This is a genomic window from Serratia sp. FDAARGOS_506, from assembly GCF_003812745.1.
In the GTDB taxonomy this organism is placed as follows: Bacteria; Pseudomonadota; Gammaproteobacteria; order Enterobacterales; family Enterobacteriaceae; genus Serratia.
The window spans coordinates 1,311,053-1,323,155 of the sequence record NZ_CP033831.1 but is presented as its reverse complement, the minus strand read 5'-3'; the positions used below and the strand labels follow the sequence as shown (position 1 = coordinate 1,323,155).

General features: G+C 59.6%; 9 protein-coding genes. 3 read left to right on the top strand and 6 right to left on the bottom strand.

Annotation, left to right across the window (positions count from 1 at the left end; all coding sequences use genetic code 11):
* Positions 1-27: 27 nt before the first annotated feature.
* Positions 28-2,067, top strand: a complete 2,040-nt coding sequence (locus EGY12_RS06530) for an AsmA family protein (RefSeq protein ID WP_123892935.1) — start codon at positions 28-30, stop codon at positions 2,065-2,067.
* Here the strand turns inward: EGY12_RS06530 and EGY12_RS06525 are convergent, their stop codons facing one another.
* From EGY12_RS06525 to yhjD, 3 genes are all read right to left on the bottom strand, one after another.
* Positions 2,068-2,835, bottom strand: a complete 768-nt coding sequence (locus tag EGY12_RS06525) for a CDP-diacylglycerol diphosphatase (RefSeq protein WP_123892934.1) — start codon at positions 2,833-2,835, stop codon at positions 2,068-2,070.
* A 101-nt stretch (positions 2,836-2,936) separates the two neighbouring features.
* Positions 2,937-4,259 carry an MFS transporter gene (locus tag EGY12_RS06520; RefSeq protein WP_038874673.1) on the bottom strand — a complete coding sequence of 441 codons (1,323 nt, stop codon included), beginning with the start codon at positions 4,257-4,259 and terminating at the stop codon, positions 2,937-2,939.
* A 328-nt stretch (positions 4,260-4,587) separates the two neighbouring features.
* Complete coding sequence (gene yhjD / locus EGY12_RS06515; protein ID WP_049198311.1) at positions 4,588-5,607, bottom strand: inner membrane protein YhjD; 1,020 nt, start codon at positions 5,605-5,607, stop codon at positions 4,588-4,590.
* 341 nt (positions 5,608-5,948) lie between these two features.
* Between yhjD and EGY12_RS06510 the strand changes: the two genes are divergently transcribed.
* Positions 5,949-6,815 carry a crotonase/enoyl-CoA hydratase family protein gene (locus EGY12_RS06510; RefSeq protein WP_033636400.1) on the top strand — a complete coding sequence of 289 codons (867 nt, stop codon included), beginning with the start codon at positions 5,949-5,951 and terminating at the stop codon, positions 6,813-6,815.
* A gap of 16 nt (positions 6,816-6,831) precedes the next feature.
* Here the strand turns inward: EGY12_RS06510 and pdeR are convergent, their stop codons facing one another.
* Positions 6,832-8,826, bottom strand: a complete 1,995-nt coding sequence (pdeR, locus tag EGY12_RS06505) for a cyclic di-GMP phosphodiesterase (protein ID WP_123892933.1) — start codon at positions 8,824-8,826, stop codon at positions 6,832-6,834.
* A gap of 540 nt (positions 8,827-9,366) precedes the next feature.
* Here pdeR and spy point away from each other — a divergent pair.
* Positions 9,367-9,858, top strand: a complete 492-nt coding sequence (spy, locus tag EGY12_RS06500; protein ID WP_123892932.1) for an ATP-independent periplasmic protein-refolding chaperone Spy — start codon at positions 9,367-9,369, stop codon at positions 9,856-9,858.
* Between the two features lie 120 nt (positions 9,859-9,978).
* On the opposite strand, the gene EGY12_RS06495 is transcribed toward spy, so the two are convergent.
* Complete coding sequence (locus EGY12_RS06495; RefSeq protein ID WP_049198307.1) at positions 9,979-10,812, bottom strand: phosphoenolpyruvate hydrolase family protein; 834 nt, start codon at positions 10,810-10,812, stop codon at positions 9,979-9,981.
* 12 nt (positions 10,813-10,824) lie between these two features.
* Entirely contained in the window at positions 10,825-12,042 is a 1,218-nt protein-coding gene (locus EGY12_RS06490; protein ID WP_123892931.1) for a Tm-1-like ATP-binding domain-containing protein, read from the bottom strand.
* Positions 12,043-12,103: the final 61 nt, after the last annotated feature.

Sequence of the window (12,103 nt, the reverse complement as noted above, 5' to 3'; positions counted from 1 at the left end):
GCCCGGTTTATGTGCTGAGGGAGCCCTATGACAAGAACAGGAAAGGTTTTCAGCTGGCTGGGTGGCATTGTGCTGCTGGCGATTGCCGCGATGGCGATCTTCATCGCTACCTTCGACTGGAATCGACTCAAGCCCACCATCAACGACAAAGTGTCGGCCGAGCTGCGGCGGCCGTTCGCCATTCGCGGCGATCTGGGCGTCGACTGGTCGCGTAACCCGGATGAGGGCGGCTGGCGTGCCTGGGTACCCTGGCCGCATATTCACGCCGAAGACGTGTGGCTGGGTAACCCGAAAAACATGCCCGGCGACAACATGGCAACGCTGCAGCGCGTCGACGCCAGCATCGCACCGCTGGCGCTGCTGAGGAAAGAACTGCTGATCCCGCGCATCTGGCTCAAGCAGCCGAATGCGTCGTTGGAACGCCTGGCCAACGGCGACAACAACTGGACGTTCGATCTGGCTGCTGGTCAGGATCCGCAGCAACCGCCTTCCGACTGGTCGTTCACCGTTCACGACATCGTGTTCGACAAGGGGCAAATCGCCTTTAAAGATGCCACCCTGAAGGCGGATTTTCGCGCCGTCGTCGATCCGCTCGGCAAACCGCTGCCGTTCAGTGAAGTGACCGGCAAACAGAGCGGCGGCAAGGCCGCTACCCCCGACTATGTTTTCGGTTGGCAGGTAAAGGGTAAATATAACGGCGAACCGCTGAGCGGCAGCGGCAAGATTGGTGGCATGCTGTCACTGCAGAGCGCCGATCTACCGTTCCCGCTGCAGGCCGACGTGCGCTCCGGCAGCACTCGGGTGGTGGTGGCGGGCACCTTGTCCGATCCGCTGAATCTCGGCGGCCTGGACGTGCAGCTGAAGTTTTCCGGCGAAAGCCTGAGTCATCTCTATGGGCTGACCGGCGTGCTGTTGCCGAATACGCCGCCATATGCGACCGATGGCCATCTGACCGCCCGTCTGCATCAGTCGGGTGGCGCCGTGTTCGAATATCAGAAATTCGACGGAAAAATCGGGGACAGCGACATTCATGGCGACCTGAAATACGTTGCCGGCAAGCCGCGGCCGACGTTGAGCGGCGCGGTGAACTCCCGGCAACTGAGGTTGGCGGATCTGGCGCCGTTGATCGGCGCGGATTCCAACGCCGCCAAAGCCGGGCGCGGCGAGAAGAGCCGCCAGCCGGCGGATAAGGTGCTGCCGGTCGCACAGTTCGATACGCAAAGCTGGCGCAAGATGGATGCGGACGTGAAGTTTGCCGCCGCGCGCATCGAACGCGGCAGCGATTTACCGCTGAGCGATCTGGCCACGCATTTGAAGCTGAACAATGGCGAGTTGCGTTTGGATCCGCTGCGCTTCGGCATGGCGGGCGGCAGCCTGAACGCCGTTGTGCGCCTCGATGGCAGCAAAAAGCCGATGCGTGGCCAGGTGGATATGCATGCGCGCAAACTCCAGCTCAAACAGCTGTTGCCGAACGTAGAAGCGATGAAGCGCAGCCTGGGGCAAATGAACGGCGACGCCAGGTTGACGGGCAGCGGCAATTCGGTGGCTGAACTGCTGGCGACCAGCAACGGCGATCTGCGTCTGTTGATCAATAACGGGGTGATCAGCCGTAGTCTGATGGAGATCCTTGGCCTGAACGTCGGCAACTATCTGGTGGCGCAGTTGTTCGGCGACGACGTGGTAGGCATCAACTGCGCGGCGGCGGACGTCGGCATCCGCAGCGGCGTTGCCGCGCCGCGGCTGTTCGTGTTCGATACCGAGAACGCGGTGATCAACATCACCGGCAACACCAACCTCGCCACCGAACGGCTGGATTTGTCCATCGATCCGGAAAGCAAGGGGATGCGCGTGCTGACCCTGCGCTCGCCGCTGTACGTGAAAGGCACCTTCAAGCACCCCGACGCCGGCGTCAAAGCCGGGCCGCTGATCGCGCGCGGCGCGGCGGCGGTGGCGTTGGGGGCGGTGCTGACGCCGGCGGCGGCGCTGCTGGCGTTGGTCTCGCCCAGTGAGGGCGGCGAGGAAAATCAGTGCGGGCAGATCCTGCGGGAGATGAAAGGCAAAAAATAATCAGGCGCGCGGCGGCGGCGAGAGTAGCCGGCAGTCGTGATCCTGGATCTCTTCCGCCGAGGCCAGGGTGAACGGCAGCAGGCTGCGCTCGGTCGCCAGCAGCAGGAAATCGCCGTCCGGCAGCGCAGTCATTGCCAGGCCGAAGCTGCCCATGCGCCCGTCGGCGCGCGGCAGGCCGGAAGCCAGCAGGCGGAAGGCGCCCTGTTGCTCCAGCTCGGCAGGGGTCACTCGCCGCCCCAGATAGTCATGCCCCAACAGGCCGCCGGGCAGCGGTTGCCATTGCTCGATAAAAGCGGGGCCGATCTGCGCCAGCCGCTGTTTTACCGCCGGCAACAGGCAGGAGATATGAATATGCAGCTGGTTTTGCGTGCGGCCATATTCTGAGTTGATCGCCAGTGAAATATCACCGTCGTCGATCGGTTTGCCATAGCGTTCCGCCATCACGTGGCGCGCGCGCCAGGCTTGGGCGAAGAAATTCGGCGTGGCGGCGTCCAGCACCGCCGGGCTTTCTATCCCGGTGATTTTGGCGCTGGGCATCAGCAGATATTGCAGCGGCCCGTTGCGATCTTTAAACACCACGAAGCCGGCCGGCACATCCACCTGCGCGCAGGGCGCCGGATTGTCATGTGCCTGTTGATTGGGCAGGCATTGCTGGCTGACGATGCGCCACAGCGCATCGGAATGGTCGGGCTTCAACCCGTAATAGAGCGCGATGGCGATAGCCGCCAGCAGCGCAACGCAGACAAATACCCCACGACGCAGAGACATCGGCCAATCCTGTTACCGAGAGAAACGTCCAGCATAGCCCGGTTTTATGACAGGAAACGAACAACGCGTGCGGCCCCCCACCGTGAGGGGGCCGTAGGGGATCACAACGACTGGTGGCGGGTTTCTTTCATCAGCAGCAGGGCCAACAGCGTCAGCCCGGCCATCGCCGCCAGGTACATGCCGACGTAGAACAGCCCGTAGTGGGCCGCCAGCCAGGTGGCGATGTACGGCGCCACGGAAGCCCCGAGGATAGATGCGACGTTGTAGGAGAACGATGCGCCGGTATAGCGCACTTCGGTAGGGAACAGCTCCGGCAGCAGTGCGCCCATCGGGCCAAAGGTCAGCCCCATGATGCTCAGACCGCACAGCAGGAAGCCCATCACCAGCGCCTGGTTGCCGGAACCCAGCAGGGTCGGGAACAGGAACGCGAAGCCGATCATCAGCAGGGTAATGGCGATCATGGTTTTGCGGCGGCCGAACGCGTCCGCCAGCAGGCCGGCGATCGGCACCATCACGCCGAAACCGATCACCGCTACCATCAGCATCCACAGGAAACTGTTGCGGGAGTAGCCTAGGCCCAGCGGCTGCGGCGTGGTGCCGTAGGTCATCGAATACACCGTCATCAGATAAAACAGCGTGTAGGTCGCCAGCATGATGAAGGTGCCGAGGATGGTCGCCTTCAGATGCTTGCTGAGCAGCGTGCCGAGCGGCACTTTCACCTGTTTGCCGGCCTTGGCCACTTTGGCGAACACCGGCGTTTCATGCAGCGATACCCGAACGTACAGGCCGATCAGCACCAGCGCGGCGGAGAGGATGAACGGCACGCGCCAGCCCCATTCCATAAACTGCTGGTCGCTCAGCAACCAGGAGAGCAGCAGGAAGGTGCCGTTGGCGAAGAAGAAGCCGATCGGCGCGCCCAACTGGGGGAAGGAGCCGTACAGCGCGCGCTTTTTGGCCGGCGCGTTCTCCGTCGCGAGCAAGGCGGCGCCGCCCCATTCGCCACCCAGCCCCAGGCCCTGCCCGAAGCGCGCCAGCGCCAGCAGGATAGGGGCGAAGATGCCGATGGTTTCATAGCTCGGCAGCAGGCCGATCAGCACGGTGGAAATTCCCATGGTCAGCAGCGAGGCGACCAGCGTGACCTTGCGCCCCACGCGATCGCCGAAGTGGCCGAACAGCGCGGAGCCGATAGGGCGCGCGACAAAGGCGACGGCGAAGGTGGCCAGCGACTGCAGCGTTGCGGTGGTCGGGTCGCCCTGTGGAAAGAAGATATGTGGGAACACGATCACCGCGGCGGTGGCGTAGATGTAGAAGTCGAAGAACTCGATGGCGGTACCGACCAGCGAGGCGACGATGACTTTCCCGCGGGAGTTCACCGGTGTGGACGCGTCGTCGGCGTCGAGTGGGGGTGCGATGGTGGCTTGCATAATATTTCTTATTGTTGGAAGGGGTAAAAATCCATCTTAGTGACAGCATCCGGCGTTTTCAACGCGGGAACTTTGGGCAGTGACTTCGCTAACCGGTTAAAAAGACTAATGTTTTATCTGGCCTCTCTTCTGTAGCGTTAAACGTCGAGAAATGGCTCTCGTGCAGAGGGAATGGCTGTAAAAGAGGCAAAGAAAAGTGACGGAGTAGTTTGTTATGCTGCTTTTTCGGATCGCGTGCCGCGTTATTTAGACGTATTGACTGGTTTTTTAATTGATATCCAGAAGAAAGTGCCGGCATGTGCAATAACACCGGCACGATTGCATGGCTTCAGCGCGCCGGAGGCTCGCGTTCCGGCAACGCTTTATCGCCTTTGTAGTCGGCAGTGGCGATCCAGGCGGCGCAAAACAGCGTCAAGCGGGCGAAAAAGTAGAAGAACGCCATCAGCCCGATCACCGAACCGAAAGCCGCGCCGGAAGGCGACTTCGCCACCTGCGGCAGCGTCATCGTCATTACGAATTTGATGACCTCAAAACCGATGGCGGCGAGCAAGGTGCCGCGCAGCAGCGCTTTTTTCTTCGGTTTGTGGCGCGGCAGCATCCAGAAAATCCACAGGAACAGCAGATAGTTGGCGAAAATCGAGATCGACAGCGCGATCAGCGTCAGCGCCGGCCGCAGCCATTCGATGCCGTCCAGCCCCAGCGCATTGACGATCGCCGCCTGCGCCGACCCGGCGACCGAGGTCAGCGACAGCGTAATGATGAGCGCCACCACCAGGCCGGTCAGCGAGATGAAGTCACGGGTGTATTTGAAGTAGATTTTCTCTTGATCTTGCGGATTACGCTCCCAGACATCGCGCGACTGCGCGCGGATCGCCTCGCGCAGGTTGCCCATCCAGCTGATGCCGGAATAGAGCGCCAGCGCCAGACCGGTCAATCCCACGGTGGTGCGCTGTTGAATGGCGGTGTTGACGGTGTTCTTCAGCGTGCTGGCCAGCGTCGGATCGCTGATGCTGCCCACGATGCGGTTGATCAATCGGGCCAGCAGATCCGGGTTGGAGGCCAGCACGAAGCCGGCGGCGGCAAACGACACCATCAGGATCGGGATCAGCGAGAGGAATGAAAAATAGGTGATGGCGGCGCCGAACTGGCTACCCAGCCGGTCGTTAAAGCGTTCAGCGGCGCGCAGCAGGTGCGCCACGCTCGGCCAGGCTTTGATACGTTCAATCAGACGTGAAAAACCACCGATGCGGCGGTCGAGGGTCTCATGGCCGGTCTTGATGGCGATAAGCGGCTTCGGCGGCGTGTCTTGTGCGGGCTGGCGGCGTTCCTGGTCTGGTCCTGTAGGCATTACTTCACGATTTCCTTAACGTTAAACGGCATGTTTCAGCGTTGATTATAGCCAAAGCCTCGCAGCGTTTTGAGCACCGGGGCGGCCAACGGTCATTTTCCGAGCTTAGCGCGTTAGCGCCCGGCATGAAATGCCGGGGAGGGCCCGATAGGTAAAATTCCTATGAAAACCCCGTGGCGCCTCGGTTTTTTTCACTTCCCTACCTCCAATTTTTATCTGTTTCGTCGACGAGAAAGCGTTTACTCATGATGTGGCGTCGCGCTTTGCCGCTCGCCGCTCCGCTGCAGCCGTAGGGGCTGGAACGGTCTCATCCGTCATCAACAGAAAAACTGGAAGGTCTTATGAAATTGCTTAATCACCCCACCTGTCGTCCGTTTACCGAAGCGGGCAATCTGTCGCAGCTTTCCGCCTACTATGAAGAAGGGCGGCACATCATGTGGATGTTGTTGCGCGCCGCGCCGCGCCCCTGCTTCAACCAGGCGCTGATCGAAGACATCATGACGCTGGCGCAGGCGGCGAAGGAGTCTTCGCTGCGGTTCGATTTCTGGGTTACCGGCTCGCTGGTGCCGAACATGTTCAACGTCGGCGGCGATCTGCAGTTCTTCGCCGACGCGATCAAAAACCGCAAGCGTGAGGCGATGATGGCCTACGCGCGCGCCTGTATCGACTGCGTACATGCGGCGGCGCGCGGTTTCGACACCGGCGCGGTCAGCATTGCGATGGTCGAAGGCAGCGCGCTGGGCGGCGGCTTTGAAGCGGCGTTGGCGCACCATTTCGTGTTGGCGCAGAACAACGCGCGCATGGGGTTTCCGGAGATCGCGTTCAATCTGTTTCCCGGCATGGGCGGTTACTCGCTGGTGGCGCGCAAGGCGGGCATGCGCTTGGCTGAGGAGCTGATTTGGGGCGGCGAGTCGCACACCGCAGAGTGGTTCGAGAGCCGCGGGCTGGTGGATCAGCTGTTCCAACCCGGCGACGCCTACATGGCGACGCGCACCTTCATCGATACCATCCGGCCGAAGCTCAACGGCATGCGCGCCATGCTGCGGGCGCGTCAGCGCGTGTTGCAGCTGACGCGTTCCGAGCTGATGGACATTACCGAAGATTGGGTGCACTCGGCCTTTACCATTGAGGAAAAAGACCGCGCCTACATCGAGCGGCTGGTGATGTTGCAGGATCGCCATACCCTGAACCTGCGTCGTGCCGGCTAACGTTAACGCGCCCGCCTCACGCGGAGGGTGAGTGCGGGCGGTAGGACTGCAGCCAATGCTCCAGCTGTTCAGGGAGCATTGGCCGCGCAAACAGAAAGCCCTGCTTTTCGTCCACGCCGACCTCGTCGAGGAAGTGGTTTTCGCTCTCGGTCTCCACCCCTTCTGCGATCACCCGGAACGCCAACGCCTCCGCTGCCGCGACGATCGCGCGCACCAGCGATTGCGATACCGGGTTGAAATTCACCCCGCGTACAAAGCTTTTATCCAGCTTGATGGCGTCCAGCGGAATACGCGCCAGCTGCGCCAGCGACGAATAACCGGTGCCGAAGTCGTCGAGATGCACCTGCGCGCCCAGTTCGCGTAGCCGGGTGATCAGCGCCCGCGCGCGGTTCTCGTCTTCAATCAGGCTGCTTTCGGTCAACTCGAAGTCCAGCAGGCAAGAGGCCATGCGGTGACGGCGCAGCACCCCGAGCAGGTCGTTGACGATGCTGTCATCGGCCAGCTGCCGGGCGGAGAGGTTGACCGCCACCCGCAGATTCAACCCCTGCTCTTGCCACTGCGCCGCCTGGCCGGCGGCGGTCTGCAATACCCATTGGCCCAGCGGGCCGATCAGGCCGGATTCCTCGGCGTAGGAGATGAACTGCAGCGGCGGGATCAGGCCGCGCTCCGGCGAATCCCAGCGCACCAACGCTTCCACGCTGTGCACTTCACCGCTGCGCGTGTCGATTTTAGGCTGGTAATACAGCACCAGCTGATTTTGTTCCAGCCCTTTGCGCAGATTGGTGTCCAGCCACATGTATTCGGCGACGCGTTTGTTCATCTCCGGCGAGAAGACGGTATAGGTGCGTTTGCCGTGCTCCTTGGCGACGTACATGGCGGTATCGGCGCTGCGGATCAGGCTGTCGAGATCGTTGCCGTGTTCCGGGCATAGTGCGATGCCGATCGAGCAACCGGTATACACCTCAATCAGGCCGATGCGGAAAGGGGTTTTCAGCCTATCGATGATCCGTTGCGCCAGCGTTTGCAGGCGCTCGCGATCGGTTTGCGGCGCCAGCACCAAGAATTCGTCGCCGCCGAGGCGGGCGAGCACTTGGTCCGGGCTCAGGCAGCCGAGGATCGCCAACGCAACTTCGACCAGCAGCCGATCGCCGAACATATGGCCGTAGGCGTCGTTGACCTTCTTGAAGTTGTCGAGATCGAGGTAGACCAAGCCGAAACTCTCTTCGCCGCGCGTGGCGATGGCGTGATTGATCTTGTCCTGGATAGCGTTGCGGTTCGGCAGACCGGTGATGAGATCGGTGTTTGCCAGTACCCGAAGCCGCTCCTGCGCGCGGCGCTCTTCGGTGATGTCGGTACCGGAGCAGATTAGAAAGACTTCGTTCTTGCCGCTGCCGCTGTGCACGAACTTGTTGCGGAACAGGAACAGGCGTTCTCCCTTGACCGTTTTTACCCAGCGCTCCACCTCATAGGACGAACCGTTGCGGAAGAAGCCGGCGATGTTGCGCCGCGAGGCGGCGGCCTCTTCCGGGCTCATAAACAGCTGGAAAACGTTTTTGCCGATCACTTCGTGTTCGTGCAACCCGGTGTACTCCTCGCACAGCCGGTTGAAGCGTTGGATACGACCATGTTGATCGACGATCACGATCACCGAGTTGGCTTCGGACACTACCTGTTCGGCGAAGGAAAGGCCGTGTACCAGATCGCGCGCCACGGATTGGGTGTCGCTGAAGGCGGAGGCGGTGCCTGCCCATTCGAGATGGTTGACGCGCCGCCCCACCAGATGCAGATGCAGTGGTTCACCGGCTAGCGTAATGGTCAGTTCAAGGCTGGCGGTGACGCCGGTCAGGCGGCGGATTTTCGCTGCTTCCATGGCGCTGAGTGCTACCGCGACGTGGGCTTTGCCTTTAACGGCGGACAGCTCCAGCGCATTGCTGTCAAACGCCAGCCGCCAGTGGGGGCTTTGGGTGCCGAAGTGGGCGTTAAGAAGCTCAGGGCCTTGGTCTGCGGGCATGATGATTCCTCAAAAGAGCACGGGCGGCCGGTCTGCACGAGGCCCCGGGGCAGCCTGATGGCCCGAAAGTGGTCGCCGTGCGCGTCTGTGCATCATATAACAGGTTTTCACAGGCGGGGCGGTGATGGAAACTATTATATAAGCAATGATTAGTTTTGCGGTGTAAACGTCACCCGGCGATCGGTTGTCTTAAAGTGTAGGAAGAGAACATCGGGTCGTGTGAAGTTTGTACCGCCCTCTCTCGCTATCGAAAAACGGTTGATGCAAAGTTGCCGTGGGGGCGAGTAAATTATAGCGGTGAGGGTGAGGTTGAAAAATAACTCCGCCGAGGGGGATTTTACCGGGAAATTGAAATTTCCATCAAATAAACGCCATCTTCATAGTTTTCTCATAATTGGTGAATAAATCCGAGACGGGTTTTAAAAAGTTTACACACCCTCGCATTACTTGAATTTTATCAGCCTATTATTATCTCCGACGACGAATGAGCCTGTTAACGTACAGCGCTCCTGATGAAGAAAAACTTTTAAGGAAATGATTATGCGTAAATTGACGGCTTTATTTATTGCTTCCACGCTGGCTCTGGGTTCTGCTTCCGCGGCGTTCGCTGCCGACACGGCGGCTGCTTCGGCTGCGGATACGGCACCGATGAAAATGATGCATCACAAGGGTGAAGGTAAAGGCGGCCCGTTCGCCGGCCTGAATCTGACCGAGCAGCAGCGCCAGCAGATGCGCGATATCATGAAAGAGTCGCACCAGAAGCGCGGGCCGGGTATGAAAGAAGAACGCCAGGCGCTGCATAATCTGGTCGCTTCCGACAGCTTTGATGAAGCGAAGGCGAAAGCGCAAATTGACGCTATCGGCAAAGCGCAATCCGAACGCATGCTGGAACGTGCCAAGGCGGAAAATAAAATGTATAACCTGCTGACTCCTGAGCAGAAAAAACAATACAATGAGAATTATCAGAAACGTGAGCAAAAGATGATGGACCATATGAATAAAATGAAGGAGCAGATGTCCTCCGGTCAGTAATATTCGCTCGCGGGGAATAAAAAAGGGCCAGACTATTTGTCTGGCCCTTTTACTTACCTCACTGCACGTCCCGTTAAATAACGGGTTTTCCCTGGTGTTGTGCGCGAGTAAAACAGTCTGTTAACCCTTATTGATATTTTTGAATTGTCGGGTTGTTTCCGTCAAAGCCACTTCGGTGGGCAGGCGCTCCATGGAGCTGGCACCGTAGAATCCGTCGACTAAAGGGCAGTGTTGCATGATGTAGGCCGCATCCTTCGGCGTCGCGATAGGGCCGCCATGACACAGAACGATCACGTCCTCGCGCACGCGTTTCGCGGCCTGAGCCCACTCGTTGATCAGGGGAACGCAACCCGCCAGCGTCAGCGCCGTTTCCGCACCGATATTGCCGCCGGTGGTCAGCCCCATATGCGGTACGATGATGTCGGCGCCGGCCTGCGTCATCGCGACGGCATCATCTGCGCTGAACACATAAGGCGTGGTCAGCAGATCCTTTTCATGCGCCAGGCGAATCATGTCGACTTCCAGCGCATAGCCCATTCCGGTTTCTTCGAGATTGGCGCGGAAGTTGCCGTCGATCAAACCCACCGTCGGGAAATTCTGTACGCCGGAAAAACCGATCGCCTTGATGTCATTAAGGAATTTATCGAACTGACAGAACGGATCGGTACCATTGACCCCGGCTAAAACCGGCGTGTGTTTGACGACCGGCAACACCTCTTTTGCCATATCCATAACGATGTCGTTCGCATTGCCGTAGGCCAGTAAACCCGCCAGAGAACCTCTGCCCGCCATGCGGTAGCGGCCCGAGTTATAAATGACGATCAGATCGATGCCGCCGGCTTCCTCACATTTTGCTGAGAGGCCGGTTCCGGCGCCGCCGCCGATAATCGGCTCGCCACGGGCAATCATTTCTCTGAATTGAGTCAGTAGTTCCTGACGGGAATTTTTAGCCATGTTTAGCTCCAATCAAAAATGAGCGATCTCCCTGAACTGTTGCACGGCGAAGTCGGCAAAACGGGGATCGTTGATGTTATAAGGGGTCTTGATCAGGCGGCGCTTTTCCGTGACGCGCAATGTTGCTTCCAACGCGTCGATAAAGGCGGCCAATGCCTCTGGGTTCCAAAACGGTTGCCCTGGTGCATCCAGTGCGGAAACGCCACCCTCGGGTATCAGGAAACGTACATCGCCTTCGCAAGCATTGAGCTTGTCGCCGATCCAACGGCCCATCAGCGCATTCTCTTCCGGCGTAGTACGCATCAGCGTGACTTGGGCATTGTGTTGATAAAACTGGCGCTGAGCGTATCGGGCGGGAACGCTGTCCGGGTGGGAAAAGTTCACCATATCCAGCGCGCCGCAGGACATCACGCAGGGAACGCCGGTGCGTGCGAGAGCACCAAAACGATCCTCGCTGCACGCCAGTACGCCGCCGAACAGGTAATCGCAAACTTCGGTCGTGGTCAGATCCAGCACGCCGTTCAGCAAATGGCTGTCGATCAGCTTTTCCATCGCTCTGCCGCCGCTGCCGGTAGCATGAAATACCAGACAATCCAGGCTCTCTTCGAGCGCTGCCGTGGCGGCTTGAATACAGGGGGTGGTCACACCGAACATCGTGAGGCCGACGGCCGGTTTGCTGTCGACCGTTGCTTGAGCGGCGAAGCGAACGGCGCCGGCGATCTGATGCGCGGCATTGCCCAGCACGGTGCGGGAGATGCGGTTCAACCCGGCAACGTCAGTGACGGAATACATCATGCAGATATCGCTGGCTCCGACATACCCGGAAACGTCGCCGGAGGCCATGGTGGAAACCATCAACTTAGGCAAACCGATAGGCAGCTGTTGCATGGCGGGTGTGATCAGCGCAGTGCCGCCAGAGCCGCCCAGCCCGAGCAGTGCTGCGACATCGCGGCGCGACAGCATGAATTTTTCGAAGGCCAGTGCCATGGCGGCAATCGCTTTGCCGCGATCGCCACAAAAAACGGCGCTTTCGCCATCGGGATGGTAGCGAGCGACAGTAGCGGCGGAGATATCGGCCCGGTAGCTGTCGGAGGCCAGCGGTTGGGTGGAAAGATCGACGGTCAGCGTGGGTAATCCGGTTTCGGCGATCAGGCGGCGCACATAAGCCAATTCCCGTCCCTTGGTATCCGCTGTGGTTGCAACGTAAATCACTGCCTGATTGTCGTTCATTAGCCTCTTCCTGACGTAGGGTTCAGATGGCCGACACGCTGATTTATAATTTATATTTTAA

Coding starts and splice junctions, on each gene's coding strand:
- EGY12_RS06530 (WP_123892935.1), top strand. CDS start 28: ATGACAAGAACAGGAAAGGTTTTCAGCTGGCTGGGTGGCATTGTGCTG.
- EGY12_RS06525 (WP_123892934.1), bottom strand. CDS start 2,835: ATGTCTCTGCGTCGTGGGGTATTTGTCTGCGTTGCGCTGCTGGCGGCT.
- EGY12_RS06520 (WP_038874673.1), bottom strand. CDS start 4,259: ATGCAAGCCACCATCGCACCCCCACTCGACGCCGACGACGCGTCCACA.
- yhjD (WP_049198311.1), bottom strand. CDS start 5,607: ATGCCTACAGGACCAGACCAGGAACGCCGCCAGCCCGCACAAGACACG.
- EGY12_RS06510 (WP_033636400.1), top strand. CDS start 5,949: ATGAAATTGCTTAATCACCCCACCTGTCGTCCGTTTACCGAAGCGGGC.
- pdeR (WP_123892933.1), bottom strand. CDS start 8,826: ATGCCCGCAGACCAAGGCCCTGAGCTTCTTAACGCCCACTTCGGCACC.
- spy (WP_123892932.1), top strand. CDS start 9,367: ATGCGTAAATTGACGGCTTTATTTATTGCTTCCACGCTGGCTCTGGGT.
- EGY12_RS06495 (WP_049198307.1), bottom strand. CDS start 10,812: ATGGCTAAAAATTCCCGTCAGGAACTACTGACTCAATTCAGAGAAATG.
- EGY12_RS06490 (WP_123892931.1), bottom strand. CDS start 12,042: ATGAACGACAATCAGGCAGTGATTTACGTTGCAACCACAGCGGATACC.